Raw genomic sequence first — 18,323 nt, 5'->3', positions numbered from 1 at the left:
ATATCGCTCGCATAACAGTCATAATTGACGGCGCGCGGGTGGCGAACGCGCGAACAGCGCCGGCGTGTAAGGGAGGCGGCAGATGAAACTGGGTGATTGGCTTGCGAGCGGCGTGGCTCTGGGGGCGCTTTCGCTGGCGAGCGGCGGCGCGGCGGCGCAGGCGGAAGCTGGCGCTGCTGATATTGACGCGTCGGCCGCCGCAAGCGACCTGATCGTCGTCACGGCGCGCCGCCGTGAAGAGCGTCTGTCGGATGTGCCTGCGTCGGCCGCGGTGCTCTCCGCCGACTATCTTCAGGAGAGGGGCGGGCCGCGATCCGCCAAGGACCTTCTTGCGGGCCAGGCGGGCGTGCGTTTCTTCGATACGACCTCGCCCGTCAATTCCGAAGTGTCCATCCGCGGTTCTTCGACAGCGCGCGCGACAAACGCCGATCCGAGCGTGGGGCTTTATCGTGATGGCGTTTACATCGGCGGCGGCACGGTTGGCGGGCGCAGTTTTTCCCGCCTTGATATTTTCGATGCGGAGCGTGTTGAGGTGCTGCGGGGCGTGCAAGGGGCGCTTTACGGGCGCAATGCAGTCGGCGGCGCCGTCAACTTGATCACGGCGAAACCGAAATTCGAAAACAGCGGCTATCTCGACCTGCGCTACACGACGCAGACGAAAGGAAAAGAAGGCCAGCTTGTGCTGAACGCATCGCCCTCGGACGAATGGGCGTTTCGTGTCGGGATCGACGGCGTTCATCAAAATGAAGGCTTTTTCTATAATCCGAGCAATGACGTTTATTTCGACCGACAGGAAGGCTTGGACTATAGGGGGCAAGTCCGATACAAAAATGACCGGCTTGACGTCACGCTTCTTGGCGAGCGTCAGAATCTCGATGTGCCGGCGATCACCTATCGCGTCGTCATCGACCCGGGACCGATCTTTCCCCTCGGCTTCGTCCAGCCGCCTTATGAATACGACCACAGCACGGAGCCTTTCGCGCATCAGGAAATCAACGCCGGCGGTCTTTCAATCGAATATGATCTTGGCTGGGCGACGCTGCATTCGAACACGCTGATCCGTCAGCGCAATTCCGAATATACGTTTGACGCCGACGCCATCACGCCTGAGCGCGCGCTTGAAGCGTATCTGAGCGGGGAGGTGATTTTCCCGCTTGGCGGTGAAAGTTACGTCAATCAGCGCGACGAAACGAGGACGATCACCGAGGTCGCGCATCTGACCGGAACACTGTTTGACGATCGCGTCGTCTGGCTGGGCGGTTTTGAATATCTCACGCAAGACAGCAACGCCTTCCGCCTGACGCAAACGAACCAGATCATCAATGTGTTCACGCGGACCCGTGCGGATGTCGATCTGGAATATGATTCCTATGCGTTTTTCGGGTCTTTAGGGATAGACATCACGCCGCGGCTGAACCTGACGGGAGAACTGCGTTACACAAATGACGACCGTTCCAGCACGTCGAGCTTGATCGACGATTTCACCGGCATGGAAACAGGCGGGGATGCGTTCAATTTTTCCGCTGACCGGTCGTCGGATAATGTTTCCTATAATGCGACGCTGGCTTATCGCTTCGCCGATGACTGGCAAATCTACGGAAAAGTCGGGAGCAGCTATCGCGCCGGCGGGTTCAATGCGAGTCTTGGCACGCCGTTGCAGCCAATACCGGTCCCGGCCGCCTATAATGATGAAACCTCGACGGAGTATGAGGGCGGCGTAAAGGGCCAGTTTGGCGACTTATATGTAGCGATTGCGGGCTATGTCGCCGAGGCCGATGATCTCATCGTGCAGCGTGACAATGGCTGCAGCGTGACCCTGCCGGCGTGTCCGGTGGCCCCGACGGTTTTTCTCGACAATGCGGGCAAGGCGCGAACCTGGGGCGTTGAAGCCGAATTCAACGGTTCGTTCGAGGTCGGGGCAGGGACGCTGACGGCGACTTTGGCGGCCTCTCGCCAGGACGGAAAAGTGACGGAGGGACCGCTGACCGGCGTGCCGACGGCGCAGACGCCGAACTGGCTTGCTTCTTCAAACCTCAACTATCGTCAGCCGTTCAACGACAAGATCGACATGTTCGTCAATTTGTTCGCTTACGGGCAATGGGGCGGAACGCAGGAGCTGACGGTTCCGTCTCCGTTGCTTGATAATTTTCAAATCGTCAATCTTCGGTTCGGCGTAACCTATGACCGGATCGAGATCGCCGGTTTTGTCAACAATCTCTTTGATGAACAGTATCTCACTTTCCAGGAAGCGACGACGCAAAGGCTCGGAACGCCGCGCGCGACCGGCGTGGAACTGCGTTACAGGTTCTGAGCAAACCCGATGTGCGCCATGGCGAACGCTGAAAAATATGAGCATGCTGCCACCAGCAAAAAGAGAGGTTTTTTTGTCGGATTTTCGCGGTTCAAAAAGCGCCATGACGCGCAGAAGCGTGTTGGGCGGCGCGGCGGCGTTGGCTGGCGCCGGGCCGGCCTGCGCCCTGACTGAGAAAAGCCAAGTGCCGCCGGACAGCTTTACCAAAGCGATTGCAGAAGCCGTGACGGCGTTGCCCGAGCGAGCGCCGGTTGAGGTCGAAGAGCGCGTCGCGTGGACCTTGCTCGATAATCTTGCGTCGATGCTTTATGCGGGAACGCTTGCGCGTCCGATGAGCGCGGCCGCCTATTTCGCAAAAAACACGCCCGGCCGCGATGCGGACGTGTTGACGGCCGACCTTGTTTCTTCGCAGACAGGCGCCGCTTCTGCGATGGCGTATTTGCTGCACGCCGCTGAAATCGACGACAGCGATCCACGCGGAGAGCTGCGCGCCTCGGCGGTCATCATGCCGGCCTGTCTTGCCGCGGCGCAGGCTGCGGATGCAAGCGGGCCCGAATTTCTTCGCGCGGCGGCGCTCGGCTACACGCTTCAGGGGCGTTTCGTTCAGCCGGTAGGGCCGGTTCAAACGCGGGGCTGGATGGCGTCCGGCGTATGGGGGCCACCGGCCGCCGCCGCCGCCGTCTCTTTCCTTCGGGGCAGGCCGGCTGCGGACATCACTTCGGCGATGTCGCTCGCGGGTTCCGCCGCTGGCGGCGCGTTTCAATATTATTTCGACCAGACGGACGAAAAGCGGATCATCGTCGCGCGCGCCGCGCGCGCTGCGATCGAAAGCGCCGATCTCGCCGCCTTGGGCGAGCACGGGGCGGCGCGCATTCTGGAGGGGCGCGCCGGGCTTTATCACCTTTTCGCTGGGACGGATGCGCCGGCGCTGGCGCAGTTGACGGATGATCTTGGCCGGCTTGAGGGGCCGCTTTATCTGCGTCCTAAATTTTTCGCCGCATCGCATTCCATTATTCCGACGCTTGACGGCCTGCAGGCGGCGGCGCCTCCTGAGCTTGATCCGGCGTCGATTGAAAGTTTCATTGTTCGCGGCAACGCCTCCTGGAGCCGTATTGTGGCGCGCAAGATCAATGATTTTGAACCGCCGTCATCGCGGATCGGGGCGGCGCTCAATTTCAGCTTTGTCGTCGCCATGTGGCTGGTGCGCCGTTCGGTTCTGCCCGGCGATTACACGCAAGAAGCGTTCCGGGACCCGGACATTATTTCGCTGGCGCGGTCCGGATCGTTTGAAGTAAATGACAGCGATCATCTTTCCATCGAAATCGTGCTTCGCTACGGAGAAAGAATTCACGCCGTCGCGCAGGATCCGGATCGCAATGCGCCTGCGCCGCTGAGTGCAGCGCAGCGGATGAATAAATTCAACGCGCTTGCCGGATCGCGGCTGAATGAAGAGCGAAAAGCGGATTTGCACGAGCACTGCATGGAGCTGAAAAACGCACGCTCCATGCGGGCTTGGGTGCGGCATGCGCAAAAGCTCTGCGGCGCGTAGAGACCGGCCTCATTGTTCTTCAAGAAAAGCGTCGACCCGATCGATCGCGTTTGCGCGGATATTCATATAGAAGAGATTGTAGTCGAAAACGTGATAAGAGCCGTTCTTAGTCTGCCGGCTTTTAAAGCCGTCTATGTCTTCATTGAAATCGATCACCAGATATCCGTTTTCGCATCTGGCGCCGGTGAGGTGGGGGAGGAGCGCCGATAAGGCGCCGGGGTCCTGATTGCCCGAAAGCGCGCCGAGATTGTCGCTGGCGGGCGCGCCGCCGCCTGCTTTCCAGTTCAGCGGATTGACGCATAAGAGCGGGCGCCCGGCGACCGGCTGGTAGCCGCCGTCAAGCCAGATGAGGGCGCGTTCGTCGCGGCGCAGATCAGGTTCGTTTTTGTTGCTGACCGTATTCCAGCCGATGATGCAGCGGGTCTGCCGGGCGTCGTCGCAAGGCGGCAGCCGGTCCGGTGCGAACGCTTCCGGCACGGGCCCCCCGACCGCATAAACGGCGACAAGCCTATCCATAAGGTCTGTGCCGATGACGCGCTCTTCAAGAAGGCGCATGGCGTGATAACTGCCCTGGCTGTGGCTGGCGATGATGAAGGGCCGTCCGTCGTTTCTTTCACGGATAAAATTATCGAACGCTGCGGCGATGTCCTGATAGGCGAGATCAAGGGCGTGTTCGCTGTTTTCGTTGAATGCAAAGAACGTATAAAGCGTCGCCTGGCGATAGCGTGGCGCGAAAACGCGGCAGCAACCGTTAAAAACGCTTGCTTGGCCTCGCAAGGTTCCCTCTTCGACGCTCATGCGGCCTTCGCCGGAATTGTCATAAAGCGCGTTCCATCCGTCCTTTTTGAAATAGGTTGTCGGGTGGATGAAAAAGACATCGGCCGCCGCTTCCGCCTGCTTATCTGCAACGCCTTCCGGCGTCTGGTCGGCGTTGTCCTTGCGCTCCGGCAGCGCCGCCCAGGCGTCCGGCGAACGATAGTCCGGCGCCGGCGGGGCAAGGTCTGGCGAAAAATCATGGTCCGGTTTGAAAACCAGCCTTTGTGCGACTTTGGTTTCGTCATCTTTCTGCGACGAGCACGCGACGGCGAGCGCCGTCGCCAGCAAAGCCAGAACATGTATTTTCATTACTGAGTCCTTGGTGGGCGGCGGGCGTGGAAAGCGGTTTAATTCATGGCCTGATAGACGGCGGTCTTCAGCATGTCGCGCAAGGGCAGCGTTCCCGATGGGAAAAGCTGGGTCATCAGCGTCGCCGACAAGCCGGCCTCGGGAACCGCGAAAAAGGTCGTGCTCGCCGCGCCGCCCCAGGTGTATTCGCCTTTAAGGCCGGGCTTTTCGGCGGCAGCCGGGTCGGTAAGCACAGCGCCGCCAAGCGCCATCTCCATGCCGAGGCCGGACCCGCCCGAGGCGAACCCCATGAATTTCTGGAATGTGTCGCCGAGGATCTCGGCGCCCACATGAGGCGCTGTCATTGTGCGGACGCTTTTGCGGCTCATGACGCGTGCGCCGCCGGTTTCACCGAATTCCGCAAGCATATTGGCGAAGCGGTGATAATCGCTGAGCGTGCATAACAGTCCGGCGGAGCCGGATTCAGCGCAGGGCTTGGTCAGGAAAGGAGAGTCGGCCGCTGCTTCCGCGAGGATGAGGCTTCCTTCTTTTAATGCATACATGCTCGCAAGCCGTTCGGCCTTGGGTGCGGGCACATAAAAATCCGCATCCTCCATGCCAAGCGGGTTGAAAATCCGTGCCTTTAAAAAGGCGCTGAAGCTCGTCCCCGTGACACGCTCGACAACCAATCCCGCAATATCAGGGGAAATGCTGTAGAGCCATTGCGAGCCGGGCTGAAACTGCAGAGGGATTTTTCCGAGCCGGGCCGCGAATTCCGAAAGACCGGCGCTGAATTCCGGATCGTAGACATATTTTGCTGAAACAAGGCCGGCCTTGCGATAGAGAGGAGAAAGCGGACCGGGATTCCAGCTATTGCTGAGGCCGGACGTATGCGTCAGCAGGTGAGCGACGCGCATGACGCCCGCAGGCTCCGTCACGATTTTCTCGCCGTCCTGCGAAACATAAACGGCGAGATCGGAAAACTCCGGAACATAAGCGGTCACCGGATCATCGAGCGACAACCTGCCGTCCTCGACCAGCAGCATGATGGCGGCGGCCGTAACCGGCTTGGTCATGGAATAAGCCCGATAGATCGTATCCGGGGCGATGTTCTTGCCGCATGCGATGTCCGCCTTGCCCGCATAATGCTCGAAAAGCAGCTCGCCATGCTGCGATATGCGCACCGCGCCGCCGGGAATTTGGCCGCTTTCAACGAGGCCGTCGATCATCTCGCCCGCCGCGCTGAGGCGGCCGATGTCGAACATTCCGGCGGGCGACTTTTTCGAGACGCAGGAGGGCAGGGCGAGCGCGGCGAGCGGCGCTGACGCGGCGGCGGCGAGCGTGCTCCGGCGGGTGAAAAGCGCAGTCAAAAATTCCTCCCTGAATTGTCAATAAATTTCATATTTATGATTTTTTCAGGAAAATATAGGAAATATATCAGACTATCCACTGCTTTCTTGACTAATTGCAAATAATTGACAATATGACGGCGCACCGGCCGCAACGCCGATTCTTCCTGCTCGCCTTGTACGCCGGCAACCCAAAAGCATTCCCGATCGCGGCTCTTCCGGCGGGGATGGAATGCAATCAAAAAAGGAGGAAACAGTGAGGTTCAAAAGCAAGCATTTTGGAGGAGTGGGAGCACTATGCGGCGCGCTACTGGCGCTGGTCTTTGCAACGCAGGCCGCCGCGCAAACCAACGCTAAATGTCCGGATGATCCTTTGCCATCGGGTTATGATTGGACCGACGTCAAAGCTGCGTTGGAAAATTCCCCTTTCCAGCGCGGGGGAATGATCATCTATCACAAGGGCGAGGTCGTTTATTGGACCGGCTTCGGTTGGTGGGACGGCCAAAGCTGCGATTACTTCATCAACAATCACAACTTTAATGTCGCATCTTTGTCGAAAACCTTTACGGCGGCGGTGGCGATGGCGGTGGCGCAGGATCCGAATGTCAATTTTTCGCTGAACGATCTGGTGAAGGACCATATCACAAACGCGACGTCGTTGAACGCAAGTCAATTCGACGATAACGGGACATCGCGTCTCGTTTACGACCACATGACGATCAACGATCTCATTACCATGATGACAGGACATGAGACCGTCAGCGCTTGGCCGATTGGGCTGACTTCGTGCATTAACAATCCGTTCGTTTCGTTTGAAACATGCGGGGAGGATATGATCGCCGCTGACATCGCGGAAGATGACGATCCGAACAACAACAGCGCTTATGTTTACGCGCCCGGCGAAGCTTTCTCTTACGGTCCAATGTCGTGGCAGATTCTCGGACTTGCGGTGGCTAACGCTGTCAATGATGACTTTACGACAATTCTTGAGGACTATTTGACCGGTCCCTGCAACCTTACGGACACGCTTGTGAAGCGCCCCAATAATGAATGGGCGGCAGGCGGATTTGAAACCGATCTGTTCGATGGCGGCGCCTTCGCGCAGGCGCTGCTGAGCGGCGAGTGCGGAAACAATCACACGCTTTTCAATGCGGCTTCTCTTGCTTCATTGAATGAAGTCACGGTTCCGTTGCAGAGCGGATCTGTACCGACGGTGAGCAGCCCGATCAAGGATCTCGATCTCGATTATGCGCGCGGCCAGTGGGTGTTCGACCAGGGCGGCTCGAAAATCTATCTGGGCGTCGGCGCCTGGGGCGCGGTTACGTTTTATTCGCCCGACAAGGACTGGGCCGCCTATATCCACCTCGATGACCATCTTTTGACGGGATATATCGACGCGACGGATCTCATCATCAATTCGGGCGGGCTCGCGGACCTGATTGATATTCAGGCGAACAACAATCCGTAATCGCTGAAAGCTTCGAGGCGAATTGTTCGGGGAGCGCCGGCAAGGCCGGCGCTCCCTCCGCATTTTCGGCGCCGGCGTTAAAATTTGCAATGTTTGGCAAACAGTTGCGTAAATATAAGAAAGTCAATTATTTTCTCTCGCCATTTCAGGGACCCACAGCAGGCAGATAAAGTCAGGGCGTGACCAAAAAACCAACCACAACGCGTCAGTCGCCAAAGTCCTCGAGGACGGATTCAGGCAAAAGCGGGCCAGGCCCTTCGCTGGTCGCGGACGAGCTGCGCGCGCTGATTGTCGATGGGTCCTTCAAGGCGGGCGCCCGCATCACCGAGCGCGCGGTCGCCGAGCGGTTTCATTGCACGGCGGCGACGACCCGCGAAGCGTTTCACCTTCTGGAAAAGCAGGGCGCGATCATCGTGTCTGCGCGCCGCGGCGCCCGGGTGATCGACGATCAATACGCACCGCCCGCGGAGCTGTTTATCGTGTGGGACCGGCTGCGCTGGCTCTTGGGGGAGGAACTTCGCCGTCATGACGCGTCGGTTGAACAGTTGCGCGCTGGCGAGATAACGGCGAAGGCGCCGTCGCGCCGGCTCGTCCTCGTTGAAGAGCAGCTTGAGCGGCTTGGAGCGGCGTCCAGGAATGCGCGTCTCGCCAGGGCGATGGCGCGCATCGCCTTGCATGTGTCCATCGTTGCGCCGGAACGGCTTGGAGAAATCGGAGAAAGTCTGAACCGATGACGGCGGAGCTTGCACCGGATATCAGGGCTTTCGTTGCGCGGGCTGAAACCATCGCTGGTGTGGCGCAGCCGCCGCCGCCGTCTTTGCCCGGTTATATCGCGGCCTGGATTGCAGATCGGATTCAGTTTGGTGATTTCAAGCCGGGCGAGTCGATTCGGGAGCTGGCGGTGGCGGATCATTTTGATGTCAGCCGCGGGCCGGTGCGCGAAGCGTTGCGCCTCCTGGACAGGGACGGGCTTGTCACGCTTCGAGGGCGAAAAGGCGCAATCGTGCGCAAGCTAACGGACGACGAGCTGGAGGCGCTTTTTCATATTCGCGCTGAGTTGTTCGCCGCCCAGGCGGGCCTTGCCGCGTCCGCGAGCGAGCGCAGCGCCGCCGCGCTCGCCGCCATTGCGGACGGCGTCGCTCTGCTGACGCGGTTGTCGATCGCGAAGGAAGCGACTGTCGGCGATTACATCACAGTGCGCCGCGCTGTTTCCGTTTTGATCACCAGCCTGTCCGGCGCGCGGTATCTCGGGCGGATGTCCGCAGTGTTTGAGCGTGAAGTCGCCGTGCTATGGGCCAGCATTTTAAGTCCTGAACGCCGCCGCAGATCGGCGGCGCGCTGGACGGCGCTATGTAAGGCGATTGAAAAAGCGCGTGTTGGCGAGGCGGAGCGTCTGGCGCGGGATCTGGTGCTCGACAGTCTTGCGGAGATCCGGCGGCGCGCCGAAACGGGCGAGACGCCAACAGGCGAGACGTCAGAGGCGACGCTGGAAAAGTCGTCAAAGGCCGGGGCTTCCGACTAGGGACGTGCGAACCTTGCTGGCCGGCGGGGGTGAGCGCGTAGGCGTGAGACATGACCCGCCTGCGCCGCATTTCCGCGCGAAACGCACTTAATGTCGATTATTGACAAAAGCTCCGGGGCGGCGTTTCATGGGGGCAAACAGAACAACATGGCCAGAACGCGCTGGCGATGAAACACCGTCAGCTCGGCTTGGGGCTGCATGCCATAAAATAAGACGTGCGTTAGGAGAGGACATGAGAATGGCGGCGAGCGGCAGGCCGGAGCCCGGCGCAATCCCGATGTCTGGCGCGGCGTCCGGCAAGGCCGCAGGAACGTCCTTGCCGTATTTCCTTGGCGTCATGTTTCTGGTGTCGACCCTGAACATGGCCGACCGGCAGATTATCGGCATCGTGGCCGAGCCCATCAAAAATGAATTCGGTCTTTCGGACACCATGCTGGGGCTGGTGGGCGGAACCGCCTTTGCGCTCGTTTACCCGACATTGGGGCTTGCGATTGCACGCGCCGCAGACCGGCTCAATCGCCGCAACATCCTTGCGGCGTGTCTGGCGGTCTGGAGCGCCATGACGATGTTGTGCGGCGTGGCGCCCGGTTTTTGGTATCTCGCCGTCGCGCGCACCGGAGTCGCCGCCGGCGAGGCGGGATATGCTCCATGCACACATTCGCTTATCGCGGATTCCGTTTCGCCGGAGCGGCGCTCGTCTGCGTTTTCCGTCCTCGTTGTGGGCATCTCGGCCGGCGGTCTTGTTGCGTCGCTGATCGGCGGCCTCGTGGCGGAAACCCATGGCTGGCGCGCGGCGTTTATGGCGCTTGGCGCGCCCGGATTGATCGTGTCCGCGCTGGTCTATTTCACGCTTAAGGAGCCGGTTCGCCTGGGCGGCGCCGCCAGGGCGGGGCGCGCGGTTAAGGCGTTCGGCGCATTGATGAAATCACCGCCGTTCCTGCTCTGCGTCGCCGGATCTGCGTTTCACTTGATGGTGGCCTATGGGCTCGCTGCTTTCGGCATTGCGTATTTCGTGCGCGCTCACGGCATGTCGGTCGGTGCGGCGGCGGCGATCCTGGGCGCATCAGCGGCGATTGCGGGTGCGTTAGGCAGCCTGATTGGCGGCGCGGCCGGGGATTTTCTCGCCAAACGCGATCGCCGCTGGCTCGCCTGGTGGCCCGCCGTGACGGTTTTCGCCGCGACCTTTGTCGGCGTGCCCGCTTTTCTGGCGCAAGGTCTTGTGTTTGCGCTCATCGGCGCGGTGGCGGCGGTGTTTTGCAACACGCTTTATCAGCCGGCCTCCTACGCGCTTGTCCAGGGAGTTGCGGATCCGCAAGAGCGCGCGAGCGCCGCCGCGTTGATGATCTTTATACAGAATTTAGTGGGGCTTGGGCTTGGACCGCTGGTGATCGGTTTAATCAGCGATGCGCTGGCGCCGTCCGTTGGCGTTGCGGCGCTCGGCATGGCGATCGCCTTTTCATTTTTGTTCAACATACCGTCCGCCATCGCCTTTTATTTTGCAGGCAGAGCCTGGGGACGGGCCGACAAACCATGTTGAATGCCTTAGAAATCGAAGTAGCAAATGATGAATCTAAAGCAAAAACCCTTGAATGCTCCCGCGGTTGGGGACATGGAGACGGACAGCTATCGTTACATCGCCGTCAACAAGTTTACGCCGGTGATCGGCGCCGAGATTGGCGGCGTCGATCTTGGCAAAGAGCTTTCCGGCGCCGTCATTGAGGAAATTCGCCGCGCCTTCCTCGAAAATCTGGTGATTTTCTTCCGCGGTCAGGACCTGACGCCGGATCAGCATGTCGCCTTCGGCAAGCTCTTTGGCGAGCTGCATGCGCATCCGGCGGCCCCGAGCGAAGCCGGCCATCCGGAGCTGATGGTCATCGCTGCCGATGAGAACTCCTCGCGGGCGAATGGGGAAACATGGCATACGGACGTATCCTGCGAGCCAGAGCCGCCGCTGGGCAGCATTCTTTACATCAAGCAAACCCCGCCTTGTGGCGGCGATACGCTGTTCGCAAACATGTATGCGGCCTATGATGCCTTGTCGCCGCAGATGAAAACCTATCTCGACGGCATGATCGCGATCCATGACGGCGAGCATGTTTATCGAGGGCTTTATGCGGACTTGGGCGTCAAGGATAAGCCGCAATATCCGCGCGCCCATCATCCGGTCGTGCGCACGCATCCGGAAACGAAGCGCAAATGCCTTTATGTGAACGCCGGCTTTACGACTGCGATCGACGGTGTTCCTCCTGACGAAAGCGATGCGATCTTGCGTTTCCTGATCCGGCATGCGGCGCATCCGGCGTTTCAGTGCCGCTTTCGCTGGGCGCCGGGCTCCCTTGCTTTTTGGGACAATCGCTGCGCGCAGCATCATGCGGTGTGGGACTACTGGCCCCATCGCCGTTACGGAAACAGGGTCACAATCAAGGGCGACCGTCCTTTTTAACGGAACGGGAAAGGGCTGGCGCCATGTCAAAGACCTTCGCCGACTGCATTGTCGCTGTAACGGGCGCGTCGACAGGGCTTGGGCGCGCCATCGCCCAAGGGGCTGCGGCGCGCGGAGCTGAGGCCGTCATCATCAATTATCACGCGAATGCCGAAGAGGCGGACGAGACTGCGGCGCTGGTCGAGGAGGCGGGCGCTAAAGCGGTCCTGGTCCGGGGGGATGTCGGCGATGACGAGGATTGCAAGAAAATCGCCGCCGCCGCTGAGCCCTTCGGGCGCATCGATGCGTTGTTCAACAATGCAGGCGTCACGGCGGTCGCGTTGGACCAGAGCGATCTTGGCGCCTTGAACAGCGAAGACTTCATGCGCCTCTATCGCGTCAATGTCGTCGGCGCCTATCAGATGACGCGGGGCGCGCGGCCGCTGCTCGAAGCGGCGCCCAAGCGCGCGGCGGTCGTCAACACGTCGTCAATCGCCGCTCTTACGGGCATCGGGTCTTCCATCGCCTATGCAGCGTCAAAAGGCGCGCTGACCACGATGACGCTGTGCCTGGCGCGCGTGCTGGCGCCGAAAATCAGGGTCAATGCGGTCTGTCCCGGATTTATCGATACGCCGTGGTTTGCAAAGAGGCTTGCCGCTGATCAGATGGATTCCTTGCGCAAGCACATTAAAGACGCCGTTCCGCTAAAAGAGGCCTCAACGGCGGAAGATGTTTGCGGCGCCGCATTGTTTCTGGCGTCGCCGGATGCGCGCCATGTAACCGGAGAGACCCTGCTTGTCGACGCCGGCGCGCATTTGGCGTTTTCATTTTAATCGTCAAAATGCGCGCCGGTTGCCCGGGCTTCAGTGCCGGAGAAGCAGGTGCAGGAGGGCGTTGAGACGAACAGCTCCGGGGCCGGGAGTCCCCGTAACTGGGAAAATCAGCGTCGAATTCGGCTATGACAACTTCAATGTCGGTGTCTCCAAAGCTGTTTCGGCTTCAGTTGAAGCCAAGTGCTTGAGACGCCCGAATTTAGTTAGGCGTTACTGTTGCGGGTAGCCGTATTCCGACCAGAGATTGCGCGTCGGCCATTGGCTTGTCGCCGCAATTTGCTCGTCAATGAGCGGTTCAAGCGGAAACTTCTTACGGTCAAGGGGCGATCCGTTTAAAAGAATCGCGACCCGCACGTCCCCCTTTTCGCGCAACACGGTCCAGGTTCCCGTGAGCGCTCCGTTGTGACTTGTCGCGCTGCTCCCATATGGCTCCGGCTTCACTGGCGTGAACGTCGCGTAGCGCACCAGATCATTGGCGCAGGCATTACAACTCGGTGCGCCCTCATTCATCGCTAGGCTACAGACCGCCAGCCCCGCTCGCCATTCTCCCGGCCGACCTGGCCTCCACTATTGGATGGCTCCGGCCAGTTGGGCCTTCCATCGACAGCGATCTCACGGTAACATAAAAGGTGGCTGCGCTATCGGGGTTTCGTCAATAGGCCCGCAACGAATGCGTGGAAGGACTGGTCGCCGACACCGAAAAATTCAGAACTCGGTACCGTGACGGAACGCAATGCGGCGTAGCAATCTAAAGTAGGACTAAATAGATTGATAACCGGCGTTTGCGCTCCGCATGAGTACTCGTTGGAATATCTTACCCCAATTTATTCGTCCCGCCTCAGGACTACCTATAGAGTTTACCATAGGCTCTGTAAGAACGAAGCGTGGCAATAGGCGCAGCGCGCGGCGCAGGCGGCGATGCATTACGCTAAAGTCACGAAGGCGGCGAACGAAACGCAAGCCGACTGTATGCGAATGATTGTGCGCGCTGAAATGCGCATGGCCGACGAGATCGATAAGGGGCAGGCGGACGGCGCGTTAGCGAAACAGCGTCAGCGGTCAAATGTCCGTGGTGCGGACGTTTCGGAAATGGATGAAATCGGCGTTTCCCGTCAGCGCGTCGCTGAATGGCGCGAGGTTCGAGATGCGGGCGCTGAAAACGTTGAGCGGGTTATCCGCAGGGCCGTCGATTACACGGCCGCCAAAGTCGGCGCATTTTTTTGGACCGATTCAGTATTCCTAATCACCACGCCGCGTTTCAGGAGCGCTATTTCGCGGGCCGACTTTGAGCAAGTTGGTAGCGCAGTGCTAGCGTGGTGAAATTCACGCGATAATGCGAGGCAAGTTCGTTTGAAATTTCTGCGTGATTTCAAAGCGTTAATGGCTCCACTTCGTGAATGCGTATCGAACCCATTGTCAGGCGCCGAAGCCTGAATTTCGAGGGCTATTACAGAACATAGGACGTTAGTGGGGTAAAAAATACAGATAAATCAGCCAGTTGTGTTGTTAGCGTTGTTCAACGCCCTTGGCATAGCTCATCCAAATGGAATTTTCCAGGCGTTCGAATCTCGAAAGGTGGTCTGAAGGGCGTAAGGAAGATTTCCATTCTTTCGGCGAAGCTCGCAGGGTATCAGCATACAATCGGTATACTGAAGTCACGCGCCGCCAGCATCGTCATTCCGCCCTTTCAGTCCGATGCGATTGACGCGCAACGAATTTCCGGCGAGGCTTTGGCCCGGTCGCCGGAATGATGGGACGCCCTTGCGCAATCGGACCGGACGCTGCTCAGTCAAACCTATTTCGCAAAAATGTGCATGTATGCTATTCGGCATGGACACGATATCGCGGTTATCTGACAGAGTTGGTCGACAGGTTTTACGATGCCGAGGACTTGCCCGCCCGATGGGAGACCTCAGCGGCTGATTGGCGTAGGAAGCTGATGGCGGACAATGACGCCCTGATCGACTGTGAAAAACAGATTGTGGAAAAGGGGATTGTGTTGATGACGGTCAATCGCCCGTTCTGGAAGTGATCCGGATCCGGTTTGCGTTTAATCAGCGAGCTTTGGAAACGCGAGTTTCACAACCCCGGCGGTGTGGACGGTCATCCGGACGTCGTAGATGGGCTCCAGCACATCCGGGTCGATGAGCGAGGCCGCCGGTCCCCGCCAGGCGACGCGGCCTTCCTTCAGGGCGACGATTTCATCGCAATAGCGCGCCGCGAGATTGATGTCGTGCAGAATAACCAGAATCGAAACTGCGCGCATGCGGGAGATGCTGCGCACAAGGTTCATCGTTTCAATCTGAAAGCGTATGTCGAGCGCGGAAATTGGCTCATCCAGAATTAGGACGTTTGCCTGCTGCGCCAGAAGCATTGCGATCCAGCAGCGTTGGCGTTCTCCGCCGGAGAGGGTGTCGGTCGAACGGTCCGCAAGCTGGTCCATGCCGGTGATGGCTAGAGCCTCGTCGACCGCCGCGCGGTCATCGGCGGAGAATTGTCCAAGGGCGCCGTGCCACGGATATCGTCCGGTGCGGACCAGCTCATGCACGGTCAGGCCGGTGGCGACGGGGATGGATTGGGGAAGATATGCGATGCGGCGGGCGAAATCGCGCGCGCCGAAGGCGTCATAGGGTTTTCCTTCGAGCCTGCATTCGCCGGAAGAAAGCGACAGCTGGCGCGCGACGACTTTTGCGAGAGTGGACTTGCCGGCGCCGTTGGGTCCGATCAGGCCGGTGACGCATAACGGCGCCAATCGGATGTCGATATTGTCGAGCAGGTTGACATCGCCAATCGACACGGAGGCGGCCTTGATCTCGACAGCGGCGCTTATCGGCGCCGGTGCTTCAGTCTGGATTTCGTTCATTGCTTCCTTCCCTTTGCGATTAGCAGAAGAAGAATGGGACCGGAGATCAGGCTTGCCAGCACGCCGGTCGGCAGTTGAAGCGGGAACGCAATGGTCCTCGCGAGGCTGTCGGCGATCGTCATCAGCGCGGCGCCCGTCAGCGCGCTCGCGACAAGGCCCGCCGGCGCGCTTCTGACGCCTAGCAGGCGAACCATATGGGGGGCCATCAGCCCGACAAAGGTCAACGGTCCGATCACCGGGGTTGCGATGGCTGTCATCACCGCGACAAGTGCGAAGAGAGAGGACAGCGCGAGCGGAACCCGCACGCCGACCCCGGCGGCGACGGGCGTTCCCAGGGGCAGGACGGCGAGCCAGCGCGAACCGAGCAACGCGACGCAGAGAAAGATCAGCGCCGCCGCGCACGCGCTCGCCGCCATCGTCATGTCGACGCCGCCGGCGGAGCCGGCCATCCAGGCGAGCAGGAGAACAGCGGATGGATTGCCGCTAGCGGAAAACACGCCGACGGCGGCGTCGACGAGCGCCGTCAGGGCGACGCCCGCCAGCAGCATCCGTTCGGGTGCCGCCGGTCCGCGAAACGCAATGTTGAGAACGAACACTAGCGCCGCGAACGATCCTGCCGCGGCCGCAAGGCCGAGACTGATTTCGGAGGCTGCGCCGCCCAGAGCGAGAACAATGGCCGCGCCCATGATCGCGCCGGCGCTCACGCCGATGATTTCGGGGCTGGCCATCGGGTTCTGCGTCACCCGCTGGAGGATGTATCCGCCAATCGCGAGAAGGCCGCCGGCGCCCGCCGCGCCAAGCGTGCGCGGCAAACGCCAGGGCATGACGTCGCCGAACATGCCGGCAGGCAGAATGAACCAGCTTCCGTCCGGCGCGCGGCCGATGAGCGGAAGGAAGCAGAGACAAAGAAAAGCCCCCGCCGCAAGAAAGGCCCACACAGGCGCGTTTAGGGCCGGACGCGGCGCACGCACTGGCATGCTCGCATCGACCGCAAGAAGTTGCGGCTCGTGGGAGCGTAGTCGCGAAAGGAAGACAAGCAGAAGAGGAGATCCGATCACCGCCGTCACCGCGCCGGTGGGGATGAAGGCGCCGCCATCCCCACCTATCACCTGAACCGCCAAGTCTGTGACCACAAGCAGCAGGGCGCCAAATATAGTCGACCAAAAGCACCGCGCGACAAATCGCTCGGCGCCGCACAGAGTTGCGAGTGCGGGCGCGGCAAGGCCGATGAAACCGATCACGCCGACCGCGCTTGTGACGAACGCCGCCATCAGCACGGCGAGCCCAACCGCGAAGATCCGGACCCGCTCGACCGGCACGCCGACTGCGTGCGCCGCCTCTTCACCGGCGTCCATGACTGACAGGGGGCGCATCAGCATCGTGAGAGGGAGCCCGCAAGCCAGCAGCCGCAGCGCCAGTTGAATGGCGGGCTCCCAGCTTTGCTGGCTCAGGGAGCCGGAGCCCCAGATGAAAAGACCGACCAGATACCGGTCCTTGAGCAGCACAAGGACGGTTGACGCCGCCCCGCAATAGAGACTGACCACGAGACCGGCGAGGATCATCGATAGTGGCGAATATCGCCGCGAGCCTGCAATCGCGAGGACGAGAAGGGTTGTGACGGCTGCGCCGGCGATTGCGACGAGATCCCGGCCAAACCCGAGCAGGCCTGGCGCCAGGACGGCGGCAAGGGCGAGGGCGAGCCTTGCCCCGGCGTTCACCGCCACCGTGTCGGGAGCGACCAGGGGATTGCGAAGCACTTGCTGAAGGATCGTCCCCGACAAGGCGAGCCCGGCGCCGCAGAGAATCGCCATCGTTATCCGCGGCAAAGTCGCGTGCAGCAATATGAGGCGCTCGAATTGCTCTTCAACCGAAGCTGCAGCGAGACTTGTTTGCAAAGGCTCGCGCAAGAGAATGGCGCCGAATATCACCGCGGCGGCCGACAAGGCGCCGGACAACAATCCTGGATCAAGCGTCCGTTTCAAGCTCTGTCCCATTTTGTTTCCAGATAGGCGAGCAGCAGCTTGGCGAAGCGTTGCGCGGAGGGCAGGGCGCCGAACATGAACACCGGGGGAATGCGTCCTTCGCGCCCGGCCCTGACGAAGGGCAGTTCGGTCCATAGCGGACTTGACGACAACGCTCGTGAAATATCCGGCGGAACGGGTTCGACCGCGATCAGTTCGACATCGGCTGCCGTGGCGAGGTCTTCCAGCCCTACAGTTGCGAAGCCGAAATAGCCCACAGGTTTTCTCCAGCCGTTTTCGAGGCCGAGCCAGGCGAGCGTATCGGCGTAAAGACTGCTTCCGCCGTAAACGCGCGCATGGCGATTGTCGATAAAGCTGATAAGCAGCACCGGCCGTCGCTTCAGCCTGGAAAGACGCGCTTCCGCCCCATCGCGCAACGCGTCGAGCGCGGAAATATACGCGTCAGCCGCTTGCTCGGCGTCGATATGCGAGGCCAGCTTCCGGGTAATCCTGATGCGGTTGGCCAGCGGCGTGTCTGCGGGTTCATAGACCGAGAGATTGACCGATGGCGCGATGCGGTCAAGCTTCGGTTTGAAGCGCTCCAGAAACGGCGATATGAGAATGAGCCGCGGGCGCAATGCGGCAATGAGCTCGAAATTCAGTTCCTGTTGCAGGCCGAGATCGGTGACGCCATCAGGCAAGGCAGGCTCGACGACAAAGCGGCGCCAGTCGGCGGCGGCGACGACGCCGGCGGGCGGCTCGCCGAGGGCGATCATGGTTTCAGCGAGCGCCCAGTCGAGCGCGGCGACGCCGCCGCGGGACAATCCAGCCGGAGCGGGAGCGCAGGCAGCGAGCGCAGGCAGGCTCATCCCCTGCAACACTGCCCGGCGCGTGAGGTTCATGCCCCGCTTGTGCATTTCACTTGTCCGGCCTGCGCCCTT

16 protein-coding genes and 1 pseudogene are annotated in these 18,323 nt (G+C 60.4%); 11 read left to right on the top strand and 6 right to left on the bottom strand.

The annotated features are described in order from the left end of the window. Positions 1-82: 82 nt before the first annotated feature. On the top strand, positions 83-2,311 hold the full coding sequence (locus tag PUV54_RS01790) for a TonB-dependent receptor (RefSeq protein ID WP_274493803.1): 2,229 nt from the start codon (positions 83-85) through the stop codon (positions 2,309-2,311). 103 nt (positions 2,312-2,414) lie between these two features. Then, positions 2,415-3,860 carry an MmgE/PrpD family protein gene (locus PUV54_RS01785; RefSeq protein WP_274493802.1) on the top strand — a complete coding sequence of 482 codons (1,446 nt, stop codon included), beginning with the start codon at positions 2,415-2,417 and terminating at the stop codon, positions 3,858-3,860. 9 nt (positions 3,861-3,869) lie between these two features. On the opposite strand, the gene PUV54_RS01780 is transcribed toward PUV54_RS01785, so the two are convergent. Both PUV54_RS01780 and PUV54_RS01775 read right to left on the bottom strand, forming a co-directional pair. Then, on the bottom strand, positions 3,870-4,985 hold the full coding sequence (locus PUV54_RS01780; RefSeq protein WP_274493801.1) for a DUF3089 domain-containing protein: 1,116 nt from the start codon (positions 4,983-4,985) through the stop codon (positions 3,870-3,872). Positions 4,986-5,023: 38 nt separating this feature from the next. Next, positions 5,024-6,334 carry a serine hydrolase domain-containing protein gene (locus PUV54_RS01775; RefSeq protein WP_274493800.1) on the bottom strand — a complete coding sequence of 437 codons (1,311 nt, stop codon included), beginning with the start codon at positions 6,332-6,334 and terminating at the stop codon, positions 5,024-5,026. A gap of 235 nt (positions 6,335-6,569) precedes the next feature. Between PUV54_RS01775 and PUV54_RS01770 the strand changes: the two genes are divergently transcribed. The 6 genes from PUV54_RS01770 to PUV54_RS01745 all read left to right on the top strand — a co-directional run bounded on the left by PUV54_RS01770 (position 6,570) and on the right by PUV54_RS01745 (position 12,558). Next, the gene (locus tag PUV54_RS01770; protein WP_274493799.1) at positions 6,570-7,781 is read left to right on the top strand and encodes a serine hydrolase domain-containing protein; all 1,212 of its coding nucleotides are present in this window, start codon (positions 6,570-6,572) and stop codon (positions 7,779-7,781) included. 179 nt (positions 7,782-7,960) lie between these two features. Then, positions 7,961-8,515 (top strand): GntR family transcriptional regulator, encoded by a 555-nt coding sequence (locus PUV54_RS01765; RefSeq protein ID WP_274493798.1) that lies wholly within the window; start codon positions 7,961-7,963, stop codon positions 8,513-8,515. Continuing rightward, positions 8,512-9,303, top strand: a complete 792-nt coding sequence (locus PUV54_RS01760) for a GntR family transcriptional regulator (protein ID WP_274493797.1) — start codon at positions 8,512-8,514, stop codon at positions 9,301-9,303. The genes PUV54_RS01765 and PUV54_RS01760 overlap by 4 nt, the downstream gene beginning before the upstream one ends. A 127-nt stretch (positions 9,304-9,430) precedes the next feature. Continuing rightward, complete coding sequence (locus tag PUV54_RS01755; protein ID WP_274493796.1) at positions 9,431-10,840, top strand: spinster family MFS transporter; 1,410 nt, start codon at positions 9,431-9,433, stop codon at positions 10,838-10,840. Positions 10,841-10,912: 72 nt separating this feature from the next. Then, positions 10,913-11,746 (top strand): TauD/TfdA dioxygenase family protein, encoded by an 834-nt coding sequence (locus tag PUV54_RS01750; protein ID WP_375210909.1) that lies wholly within the window; start codon positions 10,913-10,915, stop codon positions 11,744-11,746. A 23-nt stretch (positions 11,747-11,769) separates the two neighbouring features. Next, complete coding sequence (locus PUV54_RS01745; protein ID WP_274493794.1) at positions 11,770-12,558, top strand: SDR family NAD(P)-dependent oxidoreductase; 789 nt, start codon at positions 11,770-11,772, stop codon at positions 12,556-12,558. A 210-nt stretch (positions 12,559-12,768) separates the two neighbouring features. Here the strand turns inward: PUV54_RS01745 and PUV54_RS01740 are convergent, their stop codons facing one another. After that, positions 12,769-13,068 (bottom strand): hypothetical protein, encoded by a 300-nt coding sequence (locus tag PUV54_RS01740; protein WP_274493793.1) that lies wholly within the window; start codon positions 13,066-13,068, stop codon positions 12,769-12,771. On the opposite strand from PUV54_RS01740, the pseudogene PUV54_RS16655 reads away from it, so the two are divergent. The 3 genes and pseudogenes from PUV54_RS16655 to PUV54_RS01725 form a co-directional block, all read left to right on the top strand. Then, positions 13,032-13,184, top strand: a pseudogene (locus PUV54_RS16655) (integrase core domain-containing protein); the annotation flags it as partial. The gene PUV54_RS01740 and the pseudogene PUV54_RS16655 sit on opposite strands and share 37 nt — an antisense overlap. Positions 13,185-13,476: 292 nt before the next feature. Next, entirely contained in the window at positions 13,477-13,878 is a 402-nt protein-coding gene (locus PUV54_RS01730) for a hypothetical protein (protein ID WP_274493792.1), read from the top strand. 427 nt (positions 13,879-14,305) lie between these two features. Further along, entirely contained in the window at positions 14,306-14,590 is a 285-nt protein-coding gene (locus tag PUV54_RS01725) for a hypothetical protein (RefSeq protein WP_274493791.1), read from the top strand. An 18-nt stretch (positions 14,591-14,608) separates the two neighbouring features. Here the strand turns inward: PUV54_RS01725 and PUV54_RS01720 are convergent, their stop codons facing one another. The 3 genes from PUV54_RS01720 to PUV54_RS01710 are packed head-to-tail and all read right to left on the bottom strand — an operon-like array spanning position 14,609 to position 18,284. Continuing rightward, on the bottom strand, positions 14,609-15,421 hold the full coding sequence (locus tag PUV54_RS01720; protein WP_274493790.1) for an ABC transporter ATP-binding protein: 813 nt from the start codon (positions 15,419-15,421) through the stop codon (positions 14,609-14,611). Further along, positions 15,418-17,403, bottom strand: coding sequence for a Fe(3+)-hydroxamate ABC transporter permease FhuB (fhuB, locus tag PUV54_RS01715; RefSeq protein ID WP_274493789.1), 1,986 nt, complete (start codon positions 17,401-17,403; stop codon positions 15,418-15,420). The genes PUV54_RS01720 and fhuB overlap by 4 nt, the downstream gene beginning before the upstream one ends. After that, entirely contained in the window at positions 17,400-18,284 is an 885-nt protein-coding gene (locus PUV54_RS01710) for an ABC transporter substrate-binding protein (RefSeq protein WP_274493788.1), read from the bottom strand. The genes fhuB and PUV54_RS01710 overlap by 4 nt, the downstream gene beginning before the upstream one ends. Positions 18,285-18,323 lie beyond the last annotated feature (39 nt).

The sequence above is a fragment of the Hyphococcus flavus genome, assembly GCF_028748065.1.
In the GTDB taxonomy this organism is placed as follows: Bacteria; Pseudomonadota; Alphaproteobacteria; order Caulobacterales; family Parvularculaceae; genus Hyphococcus; species Hyphococcus flavus.
The sequence above is the reverse complement of the archived record's forward strand: the minus strand, read 5'-3'. Positions and strand labels throughout refer to the sequence as shown.

Coding starts and splice junctions, on each gene's coding strand:
- PUV54_RS01790 (WP_274493803.1), top strand. CDS start 83: ATGAAACTGGGTGATTGGCTTGCGAGCGGCGTGGCTCTGGGGGCGCTT.
- PUV54_RS01785 (WP_274493802.1), top strand. CDS start 2,415: ATGACGCGCAGAAGCGTGTTGGGCGGCGCGGCGGCGTTGGCTGGCGCC.
- PUV54_RS01780 (WP_274493801.1), bottom strand. CDS start 4,985: ATGAAAATACATGTTCTGGCTTTGCTGGCGACGGCGCTCGCCGTCGCG.
- PUV54_RS01760 (WP_274493797.1), top strand. CDS start 8,512: ATGACGGCGGAGCTTGCACCGGATATCAGGGCTTTCGTTGCGCGGGCT.
- PUV54_RS01755 (WP_274493796.1), top strand. CDS start 9,431: ATGGGGGCAAACAGAACAACATGGCCAGAACGCGCTGGCGATGAAACA.
- PUV54_RS01750 (WP_375210909.1), top strand. CDS start 10,913: ATGGAGACGGACAGCTATCGTTACATCGCCGTCAACAAGTTTACGCCG.
- PUV54_RS01745 (WP_274493794.1), top strand. CDS start 11,770: ATGTCAAAGACCTTCGCCGACTGCATTGTCGCTGTAACGGGCGCGTCG.
- PUV54_RS01740 (WP_274493793.1), bottom strand. CDS start 13,068: ATGAATGAGGGCGCACCGAGTTGTAATGCCTGCGCCAATGATCTGGTG.
- PUV54_RS01730 (WP_274493792.1), top strand. CDS start 13,477: ATGCATTACGCTAAAGTCACGAAGGCGGCGAACGAAACGCAAGCCGAC.
- PUV54_RS01725 (WP_274493791.1), top strand. CDS start 14,306: ATGATGGGACGCCCTTGCGCAATCGGACCGGACGCTGCTCAGTCAAAC.
- PUV54_RS01720 (WP_274493790.1), bottom strand. CDS start 15,421: ATGAACGAAATCCAGACTGAAGCACCGGCGCCGATAAGCGCCGCTGTC.
- PUV54_RS01710 (WP_274493788.1), bottom strand. CDS start 18,284: ATGAACCTCACGCGCCGGGCAGTGTTGCAGGGGATGAGCCTGCCTGCG.